This is a genomic window from Desulfurococcus sp. (genome assembly GCF_038881575.1).
Lineage (GTDB): Archaea > Thermoproteota > Thermoprotei_A > Sulfolobales > Desulfurococcaceae > Desulfurococcus.
Genome location: NZ_JAVZPN010000007.1, coordinates 97716 through 114384, shown reverse-complemented (window position 1 = coordinate 114384; position 16669 = coordinate 97716). Strand labels below are relative to the sequence as shown.

General features: G+C 45.9%; 20 protein-coding genes. 8 read left to right on the top strand and 12 right to left on the bottom strand.

The features are described from left to right. Window positions 1–123 precede the first annotated feature (123 nt). The 4 genes from QXV08_RS07865 to QXV08_RS07850 all read right to left on the bottom strand — a co-directional run bounded on the left by QXV08_RS07865 (window position 124) and on the right by QXV08_RS07850 (window position 3868). Window positions 124–357 (bottom strand): hypothetical protein, encoded by a 234-nt coding sequence (locus QXV08_RS07865; protein ID WP_342786259.1) that lies wholly within the window; start codon window positions 355–357, stop codon window positions 124–126. 145 nt (window positions 358–502) lie between these two features. Then, window positions 503–1951 carry an RtcB family protein gene (locus QXV08_RS07860; protein WP_342786260.1) on the bottom strand — a complete coding sequence of 483 codons (1449 nt, stop codon included), beginning with the start codon at window positions 1949–1951 and terminating at the stop codon, window positions 503–505. Window positions 1952–2023: 72 nt separating this feature from the next. Continuing rightward, window positions 2024–3346 carry a histidine--tRNA ligase gene (gene hisS, locus QXV08_RS07855; RefSeq protein ID WP_342786261.1) on the bottom strand — a complete coding sequence of 441 codons (1323 nt, stop codon included), beginning with the start codon at window positions 3344–3346 and terminating at the stop codon, window positions 2024–2026. 3 nt (window positions 3347–3349) lie between these two features. Beyond that, a complete protein-coding gene (locus QXV08_RS07850; RefSeq protein WP_342821468.1) occupies window positions 3350–3868 on the bottom strand; it encodes an endonuclease in 519 nt (172 codons plus the stop codon). Window positions 3869–3976: 108 nt separating this feature from the next. On the opposite strand from QXV08_RS07850, the gene mtnA reads away from it, so the two are divergent. Beyond that, window positions 3977–5050, top strand: coding sequence for an S-methyl-5-thioribose-1-phosphate isomerase (mtnA, locus tag QXV08_RS07845; protein ID WP_342786321.1), 1074 nt, complete (start codon window positions 3977–3979; stop codon window positions 5048–5050). A gap of 52 nt (window positions 5051–5102) precedes the next feature. After that, on the top strand, window positions 5103–5882 hold the full coding sequence (locus tag QXV08_RS07840; RefSeq protein WP_342786263.1) for an A24 family peptidase C-terminal domain-containing protein: 780 nt from the start codon (window positions 5103–5105) through the stop codon (window positions 5880–5882). A 77-nt stretch (window positions 5883–5959) separates the two neighbouring features. Here the strand turns inward: QXV08_RS07840 and radA are convergent, their stop codons facing one another. Next, window positions 5960–6946 (bottom strand): DNA repair and recombination protein RadA, encoded by a 987-nt coding sequence (radA, locus tag QXV08_RS07835; RefSeq protein ID WP_342786264.1) that lies wholly within the window; start codon window positions 6944–6946, stop codon window positions 5960–5962. A 148-nt stretch (window positions 6947–7094) separates the two neighbouring features. Between radA and QXV08_RS07830 the strand changes: the two genes are divergently transcribed. Then, a complete protein-coding gene (locus QXV08_RS07830; RefSeq protein WP_342786265.1) occupies window positions 7095–8930 on the top strand; it encodes a threonine--tRNA ligase in 1836 nt (611 codons plus the stop codon). Window positions 8931–8944: 14 nt separating this feature from the next. Here QXV08_RS07830 and QXV08_RS07825 read toward each other — a convergent pair whose 3' ends face one another. Beyond that, window positions 8945–9100, bottom strand: a complete 156-nt coding sequence (locus QXV08_RS07825; protein ID WP_012608884.1) for a hypothetical protein — start codon at window positions 9098–9100, stop codon at window positions 8945–8947. Window positions 9101–9353: 253 nt separating this feature from the next. On the opposite strand from QXV08_RS07825, the gene QXV08_RS07820 reads away from it, so the two are divergent. Then, window positions 9354–9563 carry a hypothetical protein gene (locus tag QXV08_RS07820; RefSeq protein ID WP_342786266.1) on the top strand — a complete coding sequence of 70 codons (210 nt, stop codon included), beginning with the start codon at window positions 9354–9356 and terminating at the stop codon, window positions 9561–9563. A 4-nt stretch (window positions 9564–9567) separates the two neighbouring features. Here the strand turns inward: QXV08_RS07820 and QXV08_RS07815 are convergent, their stop codons facing one another. Both QXV08_RS07815 and QXV08_RS07810 read right to left on the bottom strand, forming a co-directional pair. Then, the gene (locus QXV08_RS07815; RefSeq protein WP_342786267.1) at window positions 9568–10869 is read right to left on the bottom strand and encodes a DNA topoisomerase IV subunit A; all 1302 of its coding nucleotides are present in this window, start codon (window positions 10867–10869) and stop codon (window positions 9568–9570) included. Window positions 10870–10880: 11 nt separating this feature from the next. Then, complete coding sequence (locus QXV08_RS07810; protein ID WP_342786268.1) at window positions 10881–12473, bottom strand: DNA topoisomerase VI subunit B; 1593 nt, start codon at window positions 12471–12473, stop codon at window positions 10881–10883. A 189-nt stretch (window positions 12474–12662) separates the two neighbouring features. On the opposite strand from QXV08_RS07810, the gene QXV08_RS07805 reads away from it, so the two are divergent. Together QXV08_RS07805 and QXV08_RS07800 are read left to right on the top strand one after the other, a co-directional pair. Further along, the gene (locus tag QXV08_RS07805; RefSeq protein ID WP_342786269.1) at window positions 12663–13166 is read left to right on the top strand and encodes an HIT domain-containing protein; all 504 of its coding nucleotides are present in this window, start codon (window positions 12663–12665) and stop codon (window positions 13164–13166) included. Between the two features lies 1 nt (window position 13167). After that, complete coding sequence (locus QXV08_RS07800; protein WP_342786270.1) at window positions 13168–13389, top strand: hypothetical protein; 222 nt, start codon at window positions 13168–13170, stop codon at window positions 13387–13389. 272 nt (window positions 13390–13661) lie between these two features. On the opposite strand, the gene QXV08_RS07795 is transcribed toward QXV08_RS07800, so the two are convergent. After that, entirely contained in the window at window positions 13662–13907 is a 246-nt protein-coding gene (locus QXV08_RS07795; RefSeq protein ID WP_342786271.1) for a hypothetical protein, read from the bottom strand. Then, entirely contained in the window at window positions 13891–14610 is a 720-nt protein-coding gene (locus QXV08_RS07790; protein WP_342786272.1) for a DUF2208 domain-containing protein, read from the bottom strand. The genes QXV08_RS07795 and QXV08_RS07790 overlap by 17 nt, the downstream gene beginning before the upstream one ends. A gap of 90 nt (window positions 14611–14700) precedes the next feature. Between QXV08_RS07790 and QXV08_RS07785 the strand changes: the two genes are divergently transcribed. After that, window positions 14701–14838, top strand: a complete 138-nt coding sequence (locus QXV08_RS07785; RefSeq protein WP_342788177.1) for a hypothetical protein — start codon at window positions 14701–14703, stop codon at window positions 14836–14838. A 19-nt stretch (window positions 14839–14857) separates the two neighbouring features. Next, entirely contained in the window at window positions 14858–15358 is a 501-nt protein-coding gene (locus tag QXV08_RS07780) for a hypothetical protein (RefSeq protein ID WP_342786273.1), read from the top strand. A gap of 87 nt (window positions 15359–15445) precedes the next feature. Here QXV08_RS07780 and QXV08_RS07775 read toward each other — a convergent pair whose 3' ends face one another. Together QXV08_RS07775 and QXV08_RS07770 are read right to left on the bottom strand one after the other, a co-directional pair. Further along, window positions 15446–16207 carry a DUF72 domain-containing protein gene (locus tag QXV08_RS07775; RefSeq protein WP_342788178.1) on the bottom strand — a complete coding sequence of 254 codons (762 nt, stop codon included), beginning with the start codon at window positions 16205–16207 and terminating at the stop codon, window positions 15446–15448. Between the two features lie 16 nt (window positions 16208–16223). Then, on the bottom strand, window positions 16224–16640 hold the full coding sequence (locus QXV08_RS07770) for an ACT domain-containing protein (protein ID WP_014768087.1): 417 nt from the start codon (window positions 16638–16640) through the stop codon (window positions 16224–16226). Window positions 16641–16669: the final 29 nt, after the last annotated feature.

Here is a 16669-nt window from a genome sequence, read left to right as displayed (position 1 = left end):
GGATAGGGGTAACGGGCCGGAGACCCGGCCCGGGGCTAAACCGGGCAGGAGAGCCCGGGTATGCAGCCCCAAACTAATGAACCGCCCAAGAGGGAACCCTCGCCCTTTAGGGCGGGGAGGAGGTCAGCTGGGTTTTAACAGATGCACCAGCTTCTTCGCACACACATCCCTGGCCTGATCAACAAAGAACCGTAAACCATTCACTTGTATTTCGCAGGGGGCTTCAGTAGCTACCGCTCTTGCATAGAGTGCTAGGTTTATACCGACACCTATACTGCCAGCTTCTAATGGGTCTTCAGATGGCTTTGCAATCCATATTCCAGAGTCATTGGTGAACCAGGGGTGTAATGACCTCATTCCTCACCAAGAGCCCGCCGGTTCCGCGAGACACATCAGCTCCCGAGCCCTAATAAATGTTCAACAGCCACAGTAACTTAAGAATCCTAAAGCCTATTACCAAGCTAGTAATCCAAGTATAGAAAAACATGTAGATAGGCATCCATTATCCTTTTACAACACCTATTGGACGCATCTTCACGATGGGCCTTGCAATCCCTACTTTATGCGCTACTAGTACAACCCTGTCAACATCCTTGTATGCGCCGGGGGCCTCCTCACTTATAACTCTCCTAGTAGCCGCCTTTAATACTACTCCCTTCCTGCTTAACTCATCCACTACTTTATCCGGGCTATAGGATCTGATGGCATCTCCACGGCTGAGCCATCTACCCGCCCCATGTGGAGCACTGTACCATGTCCTTGCCCCACTCTCCGTACCCAGGAGTATGTAGCTTGCAGTACCCATACTACCCGGTATTAACACTGGCTGACCTATAGACTTATAATCGCCGGGTATATCGGGGTGACCGGGCGGAAACGCTCTTGTAGCCCCTTTTCTGTGTACTACTACCCTGTATCTCTCGCCATTTACAACATGTTCCTCTATCTTAGCAATGTTGTGTGCTACATCATATATTATTTCTATTCCAAGAGCCTCTGGATCCTTCTTGAACACTTGCTTAAAGCTCTCCCTTGTCCAATGCGTTATAATCTGCCTGTTAGCCCAGGCGAAGTTAGCTGCGGCTGACATGGCTTTAAAGTAGTCCTGTGCCTCATTGGATTGAAATGGTAGTGCTGCAAGCTCTCTATCAGGTACCTGTATACCATACTTCCTCATCGCCCTCTCCATTATCATTAAGTAATCACTTGCCACTTGATGCCCAAGGCCCCTGCTACCAGTATGGATCATTAATGTGACCTGCCCTATCCTCGTTATACCCATCACCTTAGCGGCCTCGGGATCATATATCTCCTCAACCACTTGTATCTCGAGGAAGTGGTTGCCCGCGCCAAGTGTACCTAGTTGTTCATGGCCTCTCTCCTTGGCTACCTTACTCACCTTACTGGCATCAGCGCTCTTCATCCTACCGTTTTCTTCGATGTGTTCTAAATCCCTCTTCCACCCGAACCCGGCTTCTACAGCCCATTCAACACCCCTATTCAACACGTCGTCGAGCTCGTTAAAGCTCAGCCTTAAATGCCCCGTGGAGCCGACGCCGCTTGGTATATTCCTAAATAACGCTTCAACGAGGTCTTTTAAGCGGGGTTTGACATCATTCATATCTAACTCGGTCCTTAATACTCTTACCCCGCAGTTAATATCATATCCAACTCCCCCAGGACTTATCACCCCTTCCTCGACATCGAAGCCGGCTACTCCTCCTATTGGGAACCCGTAGCCCTGGTGTCCATCGGGCATCACGTACGAGTATAGCCTTATACCTGGCAGGCATGCAACATTCGCCGCTTGCTCTAAAGTTAAATCGCTCTCCATTTTATCGAGCAGGTACTCATCCGCGAAGACCACAGCATCAGTCTTCATACAGGGCTTATACTTCCTAGGTATCTTCCACTCATACTCGCTTATCTTCTCAAGACTTACCCTAGTCATAGAAATGCACCTTTTTACAACTCTATCATTATGGTTTACGTAAATGGGTTAATAAACACGGGTAAAACATGCCTAGCCCGCATCATCCCGGGGCTGCTGCATCCCGGCGCCCTTGATGTAATCCAAGAATGCATCGATGTCGTTTAACCCCATGTATTTCTGCTCACCTGTGCTCATATTCTTTACTGTTATAGAGCCTGACTCATACTCTCTCCTACCAATTATCACTACTAATCCAGCGTTAATCCTGTTCGCCAGGCTCAGCGCCTTGGATAACGAGCGTGCTCTATACGGGATTACTTCAACTCCTTCAACCCTGATTCGCCTCACTAGTTCATACCCGGCTTTAAGTGGAACACCCTCTAGTATTGAGATGAGCACGGTGGTTTTACTGGGAAGTATCTTACTGGGGTCCAGTAGCAGCATAATTCTATCCAGTCCAAGTGCTAAACCGGTAGAATACTCGTATTCTCCCCCGTACACCCTGGTTAATCCATCGTATCTACCGCCCCCACCAATGCTCACACTTAATCCACCACTTGTCTTGTACTCGAAGATCAACCCGGTGTAGTAGGCCAGCCCCCTAACCAGCTTAGGCTCGTATGCAGCGTTAAACCCCATTTGATTCAACAACTCTATGAACTCCCTTGTCTTAGTCAGCTCGGATTCTATGATAGAATATCCCTCGCCCAGCTCCCTGAAGTCCATTATAACGCTTAATGCTTCATCTATCCCGCTATTCAGGAGCCTCCCGAATAATTCAACGATGTCCTCCCTGCTAGTTTTATCCCTGAGCACCTGAAGGGCTTCGCTAACCCTGTCCTTATCGATTAAGTGTAACACCAGGTCCTGTGTTTCCTCCGGGATACCTATTCTATCCATGATGACCCTGTAGGTTGCTACATTGCCTACTACATAGTAGTGTTTCACACCAAGCTCTTCCAGGAAGCTACTGGCCGTGAAAGCGGCTGAGACATCAGCGTTTATATCAGGGTCGCCTATGATCTCTAATCCCCCCTGCCAGAACTCCCTGTACCTTGCTTTCTGCGGCTCCTCGTATCTAAAGCACTGGGCTACATAGTATAGCCTAATGGGTTTAGGCTGAGACCTCATCTCCTTAAGATACGCTCTAACAACGCTTGCCGTGACCTCGGGTCTTAACGCGAGTGTTCTACCGGCTTTATCCTGGAAAACGTACATAGACCTCTTTATCTCTTCGCCGCTCTTCTTCTCGAATAACCTAAAGTACTCTACCGTAGGCGTTATAATAGGCTTGAATCCGTTTTGCCTAGCTGTCTCCTTAAATAATTCAACCATGTACTCGTGTAACTCAGCATCGACACCTGTTAGATCCCTCATCCCCCTCGGGGGGTTCAATACATCTTCCTCACTCACCGTTTAAACCACCTCCAATGTTATCTTGTTTGCCTCATAGTATGTTATATCTCCCTGGAGGCTAACTATTGCTAAAACTAGTTGAAGACTATTGTTTCTAGCGTTCTCCACCTCCCTCATTATATCCGTTATACCTCTCATCTTCTTCTCCTCGAGAACCAGTACCAGCCTTAAATCACCTGACTTATCTTTAATGAGAAACCTCTCCTGATCTACTACCCTCACCCTCCTACCTCTATCCCTTAAATCCTTGTAGACGAGTAACTGGGGCCAGAAGAAGTCCTTGAAGCACTTGTATTCATGTTGCATAAGCTCGTTAAGGCTTCGAATATACTTGCCATTCATGGTCTTCACACTAGCCCTTCCCTCAAGGATTAAGTAAGCGACCTCGACGAGCTCCAGGATAAGCTCTCTGCCTCGTTTCTTACCGATCCATCTCTCCTCAAGCATGTTGACTACTCTTTGATCGCTTGTCGACGCCGTACACGCCTCATCATTGAAGACTACTTCGAAACCATTCACTTTACTCAACTTAAACACCTTGCTGTATCAAGCATTAGTATCGGGTTTCAAGGTTATAATTTAAGCTTAAGATATCGTGTTATCTGAATTAGGTGATGTGACTTGACAATGGACACACCCTACCCACTTAAAATAAGGGCTGTATGGTACGATAAAGAATCCAACGCTGTATGCTGGGTGAACACCCTTAAACTCCCATTTAAAGAAGAGGTCTACTGCAGCAACAGCCCTGAGAGAGTTGCCAAGGCAATCATCGAGATGGAGATAAGGGGGGCGCCGGCAATAGGTGTCGCTGCTGCCCTAGCGGTTGGAAGCTATGCTGTTGAAGTAAGTGGTCTACCTCTAGAAGACTTCGCTATAAGTGTGGGGAAAGCCATAGATACGTTGTGGAGAACCCGTCCCACAGCACACAATCTATTCTATGCATTAAATAGGTTGAGGAAGATGCTTGAAGAAAACGTGGAGAAAAATACTTCACCAAGCGAGATAGCTAAGAGGATCCTGGATGAAGCCCTTAAAGTAATGTGGGAGGATATAGAGTCTAATATAAGGATCGGCGAGTACGGCGCCGAGCTAATACCGGATGGCGCCACTATACTAACACACTGCAACGCCGGAGCACTAGCCACATCTGCCTTCGGGACAGCTGAAGCAGTTATGAGGGTTGCATGGTATAAGGGCAAGAAGATAAAGGTTATAGCTACTGAAACCCGCCCCATGCTACAGGGAGCTAGGTTAACGGTGTGGGAGCTCTGGAAGGAGGGTATACCGGTTACATTAATAACCGATAACATGGCTGGCTACGTCATCAGGAGAGGGCTAGTAGACGCTGTAATAGTGGGGGCAGACAGAGTAACGAAGGAGGGGTATGTGGTTAATAAGATAGGCACGTATATGATAGCCCTGGCCGCGAAAAGGAACAATATACCATTCTACGTTGCAGCACCCACTAGTACAATAGACTTGTCGAGTAGCATTAATGATGTGGTGATAGAGGAGAGGAATCCAAGGGAGGTGAAATATGTATTGGATAAGCTTATAACGGTTGAAGAAGTAAACGCGTTAAACTACGCATTCGACATAACCGATCCAGACCTCGTGACAGCCATAATAACTGAGAAAGGAATTGTATATCCCCCCTTCGAGGAGAACCTGAAGAAGATAATGGAGGATCGTGGCTGAAAGACACCATGCTTAAGGTGGGGAGAAGGCCGGAGGATACTAGTGATTGACTATGCAGTACGAGTTATCCAACTTAGTAGAGGCTATTAAAATAATCTATGTCCTCGGCTTTTTACTCGTGTTCTCTATACAGGATTACAGGAGACGCGAGATAAGTGATAACCTAGTCTACGTATTCACCGGTGGCTCCATAGTGTTCTGCTCCCTAACCATCTATATGTATAAACCCCCTCCACTATACCTCGCATTCTCATTCATGGTTCCAGCTTTATTCATAGCAATGTATCTAGCCGGATTAATGGGTGAGGGAGATGTCTACGTTGTATTCTCACTAGCCCTATTATACCCTGTGCCACCTCATTCAAGCCTTCTACCAGGGTCACTACTACCTCCATCGCTCTCGATCACGGTATACTCTACTTTATCCATAGTGCTGGTCTCACTACTATACGGAGTCTACACCCTAATCAGGTATAGGAGCTTGTTAAAGGAGGTGCCTTTGAAATACAGGTTTATCTATCCATTCATAGCTAAACCAATGAGGCTGAATGAATACTTGGCGACAGAGTTCTACTATCCATTAACACTCATAGAGTTAAAGGATAACGGTGTGAAAACCACTTATAGACTACATTATGATGTCGAAGAAGAAGATCCCAGGGCATATAGGGAGATGTTTAAAAGGCTTATCGAAAGCGACGTGGTTCCTGATACGACATATGTATGGGTCTCATACGGGATACCCTACATAATCCCACTGTTCCTCGGAACCATAATATTTCTTCTCGTCGGGGATGCCCCTATCCTTAGATTACTCGAGCTCATCCTGTAGCATAATCAACCCAGGGTTGATTCATCCAGCAATAATTGTTAAAAGACAGTGTATTAGATCACAGATCGCACATACTCTTACTCTTCCTCGGAGTCCCTGATGCCCTCCTCAGTTATCACGAATACTACTTCCCCCTCTGGCAAGTGAGGAGCATCAACTACTCTTGCAATTCTCTTATTGCCCTTAGACTTCCTTAGCTGAACCCTTACCCCAGGTGTATGAGCTAAGACATGTCCTCCTACAGCTGTTGTTGGGTCACCGTAGAATACATCCGGCCTAGCCATTACCTGGTTTGTCACAACTACAGCAACATTGTATGCTTCAGCCAGCCTCATTAACTGGTGTAGGTGGGAGTTTAACTTCTGCTGGCGTTCGGCCAAGTGTTCTCTACCAGGGTACTCAGCCCTGAAGTGGCTTGTAACGCTGTCAAGTACAACTAGCCTGACATCATTCTTCGGCACAAATGTAAATAATTCGTCCACTATAGCTATCTGGTGATCGCTGTTGTATGCTCTCATATAATATATATTATCCATGACTTTATCGGGGTCTAAGCCGATGGCCCTTGCCATCGCCTCTATCCTCTCCCAGCGGAATGTACCCTCTGTATCAATGTAGACAGCCCTACCATTGAGGCCGCCTTTCTCAGGGGTTAATTGGACATTTACACTCAATTGGTGGCAAATCTGCGTCTTCCCGGATCCATATTCACCAAAGAACTCTGTGATGGTTTTCGTCTCGACTCCCCCACCGAGTAGTTCATCAAGGCTCTTACTCCCCGTCGTGATCTTCCCGATATTCAATCTCTCTTGTTTAACCTCCCTAGCAGTCTTAAACGTTATACCCAGCATCTTCCGTGCACTCTCAATGATCTTCTGAACAGTGAGAACTGGTAGTCCGGTTTTCTCAGCCAACTCCTCCGCGCGTGCAACAACAATGCTCCAGGCCGATAAGTATCCAGCTGCCTCTAGTTTATCAGCTATACTGGATCCTACGCCAGGTATATCCCTCACAGAGATGAAGCCCGAGGAACGCTCCTTTACGGTTTCCTTCTCCTCACTCATGAATCCAGCACCTTTTCTAAATTATTGTTTTCTAGCCTAATATAGGATAACGTGGTCACATAACCTTCTGTATATAATGGTAAATCAATATATTAAATACATATTTTAATATCCTCCTAGATAAACACTTAGATAAAAGGTGTCCACATTGAGGATGCTACTTGTTCATGCGCGTAGATTTAGCTATAGTGTTGTTAAGCCAGCTGTAGAGGAACCAGAGCCCTTGGAAGACGGCGGAAAGACCCCCATTCTTGAAAACGTGTTGGTGGTCTTCACTAGTATTGAGAGGGGTGATGATGAATCCATAATATCCAGTGCCGTCGACGAGGTGATCAACGTATTCAATCAGGTTAAGGCATCCTCAATACTACTATATCCCTACGCACATCTCTCACCGGATCTCGCCCCGCCATTCGAGGCTGTAAAAATACTCAACATCTTCTACACCGCGTTGAAGAACACCGGTTTACAAGTATATAAGGCCCCGTTTGGATGGTACAAGTCCTTTACTCTTGAATGCTATGGACACCCGTTAAGCGAGCTCTCGAAGACCATTAAGAAGTCTGAGACTGCCGTGAAGAGGATGATCGAGAAGAAGTTCTACATTATGACTCCTGATGGTAGCTTGCACGATCCATCAAGCTTCGACTACACCAACTACCCGGAGTTAAAGATCCTCGTGGATAAGGAGGTATTCGGCAAAGAACTCACCGGTGGCGAGAATAGGGTAAACGAGTACTGTAGGAAGTTCGGGTTCGAATGGGAGCCGATGAGCGACCATGGACACATGAGGTATGGACCCTATGCAGCTGCAATAATGGAGGCTGTAATGAGGTACTCATGGATAGTTGCCCAGAGCCTAGGTATACCGGTCTTCAAAGTCATGGGTAGCAATATGTTCAACCTTAAGGAGAAACCCGTGTATGAGCATGCTGTCCTATTCGGTGATAGATTATATGAGGTCCAGTTGGATGAAGACCGCTTTGTTCTCAGGTATGCTGCATGCCATCAACAGTTCGCGATGCTCAGGGACTGGGTTATAAGCTATAAGGACCTCCCCTTCGGCGTGTTCGAGGTAGCCGACAGTTACAGGCTTGAGCAACGCGGTGAACTAGCCCTATGTTTCAGGCTGAGAAAGTTCTACATGCCAGACCTCCATATCTTAACCAGGAACATAGGTGAAGCGATCGACGTATCTATGAGGGTTCAAGCCAAGATACAGGAGGAGGCTGGGAAGGCTGGGAGAAGCTATGTGGCACTATACAATATAACCAATGAATTCCTGGAGAAGTATAGGGATAAACTAGTGGAGTTCGTTAAGAGGGAGAAATATCCTGTCCTCCTCGCGGTGATACCATCAGGGATATATTACTGGGTACTCAACGTTGAATACCATATAATAGACAACCTGAAGAGGCCGAGGGAGATAGCAACCTTCCAGATAGACGTGGGGAACGGTAGGAGGTTTAATATAGTCTACGTAGATGAGAAGGGGGAGAAACACCACCCAGTCATAATACATACCGCATTGCTGGGCGGTGTTGAGAGATATATCTACATGGTATTGGATACTGCGGCATTAATAGAGGCAAGCGGTCAAACCCCGTACATACCAACCTGGATGAGCCCGGTTCAAGTAAGAATAGTGCCTGTTTCAAAAGAGTATAACGAATATGCCTTCAAAATAGCCGGCGAGATACTCTCACATGGATTCAGGGTAGACGTTGACGACAGGGATGAAACCCTTGGGAAGAAGATACGGGATGCCGGAAAAGAATGGATACCATACATAATAGTGGTGGGTGAGAGAGAAGTTAGTACTGGAACCATCAACGTCAGAGTGAGGAGAAGCAATGATCAACGGGTTATGAGGCTGGAGGAATTCATAAAGCTACTCGAGGAAGAAGTCAAGGGGTATCCCAGGGTAGAGATGACTCTCCCAGTTAGCGTTGCATCCAGACCCCTATTCTCGTATAAACAATAGTTTTTCCCCGCATCCTACTCCTCAACGTAAACAAGTATCTCGTGGAAAGTATTCCTCCCACAGTTAGGGCAGTAGTGATATAACTGCTTAAACTCCTTCTTCAATGGAAAACTAACATGTAGTTTCCACTCGATACCGCACTCCCTACACTTTAAAACCCAGTAACCCATGGAAACCACCCCCAAGTTATTTAAATCTATTAATAGGTCTATGAAGATTAAAAATCAACAGTGATGAAACCACGGGATTGACTAAAAGGATGATAAAACCTGTCTCAACTGAATACAATTACAACTGAAAATCCTGTTCTCCAGAGCGGGAGAAGGTTGGTTCAAGCAAATAGCCCCGAGAACAATGCCTCTTGACGATATTTCGTTTTTATGTAGATTTATAGTTGTTGATATCGAGGTATGCTGGTGTTATATGTATGCAATAACTTATAGTTTTTCAGCCATTACCTATATTGAGGGCATCACCATGAACTTGGTGAGCAGTTGCAAGGGGGAGAAACCGCTTAATGAAACAGCCTATTCACCCGAGGAGAGGCAGGCTCCCGTAGGCAGCGTGGAGAGAAGACAATGGGTGATGAGGCTAGCAGCGAAATCAACCATCATAAACCACGATGAAACCTAAACCCCTAATCTATCCAGTCCCCGCTGGATATTTTCTCTGGAATATAATGGTCAGCTAGGAATTTCAATCCCTTGCTCGCCATCGCCTCTATTTCAAGCTTGCTCAGTGTTCTGAAGAATATGCAGAGCTCTCTGATCCATTCCGGTGTCTGGAACCATGGGTAGCCTGTTAATCCTTCTTTCTTCTTCAGCTTGCTCTTCAACTCTGTGTTGTCAAGGCATACATCCGCTATATCGTAGCCCACTAGCTCTACCGCTCTCTCTAGATCTCGCTGCTTAGCCTTGATTATATAGTTCCTTCTCTCTGCCTCTGAGAGGTAGGGCTTCTTCTTACCCAGCTTATCTAGCCCCTTAACAATGGAGTTTAACCTGCTCCTGGAATCCTTGTCCCTGAGTATCTCCCTGAAGATGTCATCCCCGAAGACATCGGTCATCATGACCCCTATGAATTTAGCCCTGGGTGTTGCAAGCCTCTCGCTTTCATATGACAGTGTTATACTACCTATCTTGAAGACGCTATATATGTAAAACCCATAGGGGTCGCTGTCGGCTAGGATGTACACTGGTAGATTATACTCATCGCTGAGCCTTCTCAGGAAACGTCTTGTAGCCCTGTCAGGCTGGCCCGCACTAGTGATCAATATAGCCTTATGCTTCTTCCAGAAGCCATACCTATGTAACTGCTGGAAAACCGCATCCTTCTCAACTACTAGGATATACTCTGCGTCAACATCCTTGAACTCTATTAGGTCGGGGGTAGGCTCAATTGAGTACGCACCATGCCCCATACGGCTTAAATCTATCACGTCATCACCACTCCTTATAACGAGGTTTCCTACAACCTTACCCTTCTCCTTGCTGAGTATGAGGAGTTCCTCCCTTAAGACGTTGAGATATACCTCTAGATCCCTTATCACTCCATCCGACTCCTTCTGCTCATCCCACGTGTTTTCATGGACCTCCTTCCCTCCGCTCCTATAGCTTATACTATGCTTCCCCCTGTAGTAGAGGTCACGGATAGTGGGGTACTCGTTGTTAACTAGTGAATCATAAATTATCGAGGCCATGAGAACCGTTTGCATGAACTTCCTTGCTTCATTGACATCCGTGAAGCTTCTCTTCGATGTCTCAGGGCCGAGCAGGAGGAGCTTATTCTTATAGTCGTAGATGGTGTTGGAGAGGGTTCTCTTAGGCATCACGAGTACTGGGCGTCCTTCCCTTTCTATCTCACTTACTATATTCATGAATATTTTTCTCATTAACTCAGCAGCCTTCTTCCTCGCCTCAAGATCGATTGCTGACACCATTATACAATCACCTAAGCCCCTATTCTAACTGATTCAAGTACCTGCTGTATCTCGGGTACAGGTATACCTGTACGCTTAGATATTATTGAGACCAGCTTTTGAACCAGCTTCACCTCGAAGTCTTTACTACCATTCGCTACTATCACCGAGAGCCCTCTAGCCACCTCCGGGATATATTTTGCCAGATGCTCAGCCCTTTTCTTCAACTCCTCTTCTTTAGCCTTCTTTGAAAGATATTTCTTAAGCTCTCTGAGCACGTCCATGAGTACTAGCTTTATCTCCTTCCTAACCTCGGGGACATCTGCTATGCTCTCCTTCCCAACACCCTTGAAGGGTATTTTTGTACTGCACACATGTACAAGTATTGCTATGGGGGCTGGGAAGCTGACCATGTAGTGGTCCCAGCTTATATCCTCCTTGACAACCATCGTTGTGACATCGCTTCCCTCATCGTAGAGCAATGGTATCTTATTCGCATATCTAAGTATTATTGGCTTATCATCATCGCTCATCGGCGTCTTACCACCATAGGCTATACCTGCCTCGACGATGAAGGGGTGTCCCTGATATGCCTGTGGACGTCTTGAGACAGCATAGACGAACTCGGGTTGGAATACACGTTTCAAGCCAGCTATAATTACATCGCTTCCAAGAGGTGAAATAGCCTTTATCGAGGGAGCCCTGATATCCTTCATGGACTTAAGCGTGTTAACCAGCGATAGCAACTCGTTATCCGAGAGCTCTGAGACGAGTTTACCAGGGTCTATCCCGGCCTGCTGCAGGATGCTTTTAGCTGTTGCATCCCCAATGCTCTGGAATCCCTTGATAAGTAGTTCCTCGACACTAGTGTAGTTATGGCTCGAAATAATCTGCTTCAGGAGCTCGAGGTCTACGCCGTGGGGATGCGGCTTGACCTCGAGAGGTGGCCTAGGTATTTTATCTATTATCCTCGGATAGTATATTATCTCGTCATCAGGGGTCAACGCCACTATGTTGGCATAGGGAGTCACTATAGCCGTCTTAAACAAGTATTCCTTAATCTTTGGCTTCGCCCTACTCCAATCCCCCTCTATGGTTATGGATACTATGGTTCCATGCCACTCTCTGTTCTTCCTCCAGGAGCCTCTTTCAATTATCACCGGCTCATTTCTATTAACATCTATTCTGAGCTTGAAGTAGTATATCCTCTTAAAACCCGGTTTACTTGTGATCACCTCTACAGGTCTCCCAGTGGTCATCTGCCCATAGAGGACAGCCATCTTCACTCCAAGTCCATACATTCCACGTGTCTGCCTTAACACATATTTACTACTGAATAACACCCTGCCGAAGGCATCTGGGACTACATCTGGAGGTATCCCTATACCATTGTCTTCAACAGTGATCCTATAGAATTCTTGTATCTCATCCACCTTCCTAATAGAGATCTTTATATCAGGCATTATGCCATGCGCATCCGTGGCGTCGAGGGCGTTCTCAACTAGCTCTCTGATAGTCTGATAAATAGCTCTAGCTGGATTGGAGAATCCAGCTATCTCACGGTACTTGTAGAAGAACTCGGCTGGACTAATAGCCCTGTATTTCTCTACCGGGGTCTCACCCATAGTGAAACACCTGGAAAACGTTTCTGAAACCACTAGTTTTATGATTCAATAAATTACTTAAAAACAAGTGGTTTAGGACTCTGTGCTCTCCTGTTGCTGGGATGTCCCTAACCCGGTGGATAAGGATACATATGTTTTTAAAGCTGGTGTCTATAAGGGATAATGAAGCACCTCGAAGGGTTCTGCTAGATGAGGATCCTCTGGAATCCATGGAGGTACGAGTATATTAAGCGGTTCAACAGTGGGGAGAAGGAGGTTGGTGAATGCCTTTTCTGCCGGTTGAAGTCCATGAACGATGATGAAGCACTCATAGTCTATAGAGGCGTATACTCATTCATAGTATTGAATGCATACCCCTATAACTCCGGCCATGTAATGATCGCTCCATACGACCACGTAGGAAGCCTCGAAGATCTCCCCGATGAAGCCTTACTAGAGATGGTTAAACTAGTTAAGCTATCAATGAAGATTATTAGGAAGGCATTCAACCCGGACGGCTTCAATATTGGAGTCAATATCGGCAGGGTCGCCGGGGCTGGGGTACCTGGACACATACACATACACGTAGTACCCCGCTGGGTCGGTGATACAAATTTCATGGGTGTGATAGCCGGGGTCAAGACCCTTCCCATAAGTCTCCAAGAAACATACTCTATACTCAGGAAAACCCTTAATGAGATCCAGGGGGCTTAAGATGGTTTCATCCAGAGACCTAATCATACTAGAGAAATATAGTTTACTAAACGAGCAACGCTATAGGTTATGTGTCAAAGGCACGAATATAGTAGTCAACGTTGAGGCATCAAGCGATGACGAGGCATTTAGGAAGGCACTGGAGGTATTGGACAATATCGGGCTAAGCGATGAAGCATTGGAGAGGATCAGGGAGAAGGTTGGCACGCATGCGAAATGTTAAAACCTCGGCTAAACCCTGCCCTCATCACCTAGCTCAGTGATCGAGGGCTACCTCACCTAGTTTAAGATATTTATTATTGCACCATATAAAGCATAAGGCCTCTGGGATAGCGCTATTACGGCTTAACAGATATTAAGCGAAATAAGCCTGGGGGATTCGATCAAGACTGTCAGTCCGCGGTAATTTCTTCATCCCTATCCAAGGTCGCTTGGGGGCAAGTGATCCTCATCCAATTATCTCCACTGTATAATGGAGAATATATAGTTTTCAAACTATATCTTCTTAGCCCTGGCCCTTGCCTTCTGCTCGTTTAACTCATTGAATTCATTAATGAGTTTCCTAATATATGGTGATACCTCTTCGAACGGTATTCTCTCCAGTAACATACTGAAGAACTTGGATGCACACTTGGAGCTATGGAATTCCAAGACAACACCCTCCTTATTGATTACTATGCCCTGTCCCCTCGGGAATATTCTTCCACAAACCACACATTTATGCCTATTGTTTACACTCATTTACACCTGCCTCCCTTAGTTTCTCGGTGAGCTTTCCAACCTCAAGAGTGTATAGTCTGGTTAAAACAGTGTTACCCTTGGTGTTCACGAGTTCTACGAATTTCCTATCGTGGTCGACTCTAAAGCATATATCCTCTGTGAACTTTACGAATTGCCTTTCATCCAATACCACGCCTTTCTTATATACTGCGAACACTCTAGCAGGGATAACCGGTGGCGTTGAAGACTGTCCACGTATAAGCATGTATCGCATGCCCTGCATAACACCTATGAAGAATAGGTATAGCCCTAGAAACCGTGTGAAGTTTACTAGGATAGACTCGCCGGTCAACCCTAAGGCCCCGCTAATGAAGGGCCATATGTAGCTATTATATACCGGGAGTAGGATGAATAAGAGGAACACTAGTCCGAGGTTTACAAACATAAGCTTCATCTGCCTATTCATCTCAGCCTGGAACATTTTATCGGATAACATTACTTGGAGGGCGTTGAGCTCCTTGAATAATGGTGAACCTAATTCATTTCTTGGAGGGATCTTCATGGTTCTCGTAGTAGCCCTCATAGCGAGAAACATGAACACTAAGAAGTATAATAGGAATATTATGAAAGCATAGTTAGGGATGGCGGCTGAGACTAGTGCAAACAATAATATGGAGATCGCCTGTATCAATATCATTGTTTTCCTTGAAAACGGCGTGGACACTGCTATCACCTCTAAGCCGTGTTACTAAAGCATATTAATCCTTAATAACCTTACGTTATTAAAGATGATGAATCGCCACTTCACGGATTAGTGAAGAAGGTCCGTGTTTCTGACTCAACAAATGCCTCCAGGTATACAGGATTTAAGCCTGTGTTGAATCTATACTATAATAGTGATGAGCAATCTAGCCCTGAAGCAGTGAAGAAGTTGTCCCCGGCTGATTCATAACTTTGAGAAAGGTGGTTCAATGAGCACGGTAGCCACGGTACTAGTAGATGTTGTCTGCGAAATCGGAAGGGTTACAAGGCTGGAGAAGTACTTTAGAAGCAGGGGGTTTGCAACAACTATTCTAACCCCGGACTCGGTGAGGGCTGTTTACAGGTTTAAACTAGAGGAAGCCGATGATTCGGTGAGGAATATTATATCAGCCTTAAACGAGGCTGCCCCATTATTTAAAACAATATGTGTAGAAGCGTGGGCTATCCTACCAGTGCAAAATATAGTGGCCAGAACCCCGGTTATAGAGGTTGGCAACGAGCTTATATACGTGGTGAGGAGAGGGAGCAGGATACTCGCTAAAGTGGTATGGGGCAGGATAAACCCTGCGACATGGATACTGCCTGGCAGTGCTTTAAGAAATTGTCTCACAAGCACGGAGGTTTATAGGCTGGAGGCCGAGTTAAGTAGGAAAATATCCCTGCTCAAATACGTTTCAGCTAGTGTGAAAACAAGCCCCGGCAATGGTTAAGGATGGTTAACGATTAGCTGTGCACTGGGTCAGACAGGGTTCGTTAATGCTCATCCCGTTTAAACGGTCGCCCGGATAGGGCGTTCATCATGTTTTCATTGATTCAACAAGTTTCTTGAACCTTAAAGCATCCTCGAACATGTATACATTGTTGAACATAACATATGTTACGCGGGGATTCAGCTTAGTGATCAACTTATAGAGCTCCATGAGGTCTCCATCACTATACCTATACCTGTAGTTAACTTCTCCTCCGATCCCGTGGAGCCTGAAATATGCTACTCCACCAGGCAGGCTTACCGGCATTGCTTTGAATGGGTCTACAACATGTATTAACTCGTTCTCCCTGATCAACTCTAAAACCTCTCTTCGTCTACCGCATTCTCCCCTGGGCTCCCATCCGAGCTTCACATCCCTGCCGGCAATATTAACTGCCTCTTTAAAGAAGCGATCAACGTTTTCAAGGCTCTCCTTGTCGCAAGGCATGCTCGAGGGTGTCTGAAAAACTATTACCCCGGCTCCAAGTATTCTAGCCCTTTCAACGATCTCTGTTAGGGCATCAATATTCTCCCTAGTATATTTCAAGTACCCGTAGTTTGAGAGCTCTCCCCTAGGCTTACTCCTCATTCTCCTCCATGTCGGCGAGGTTGGTGGGTGTGTTACTGCCTGCCACGCCTTAATAGTTATCTCGAAGCCCTGTGGAAGGGATTCATGGAGCATCCTACACCATTCTATGGATGGTAGATTGTAAAAAGTATTCTGGAGTTCAACCACATTGAATTCCTTAACGTATCTTTTCCTTGACACCGGGAATCCACAACATCCTATTCTGATTACGCTGGGAACCATTAGGGCAGGCCCAGGTTTAAATGTTTAGCTGTGCTAGCTCAACGTTTTTAACTGGCTCTAGCTTCTTAAGGTTCTCTATTATTATGGATGGATCGCTCCAACCAGTTTTACTTATATCAATAATCATCTCGCATTCTCCAAGCTCCTCGCGCTTCAACACAACACACTTAGTTGACACTATGTCAACGTTATGGCTTGCAATAAACCTGGTTAACTCAGCAAGGACGCCTGTCCTATCCTCGACAAGTAGTTTTAGCTTAGCTAGCCTGGCTGCCACAGGCAGCGGGACTAGTTTTATCTCCCGTGATTCCTTATCAGCTATGATCAGCATGTACATTCCCTCCCTTATATCGAAGAGCTCCCTCACAGCTATTGGTATGGTTATCCTGCCCTTTGAGTCTACTTTAACTGTCTCTTCTATCGTTGCCGGCATTCCGAATCACCTAAGTTATATCTTGATCT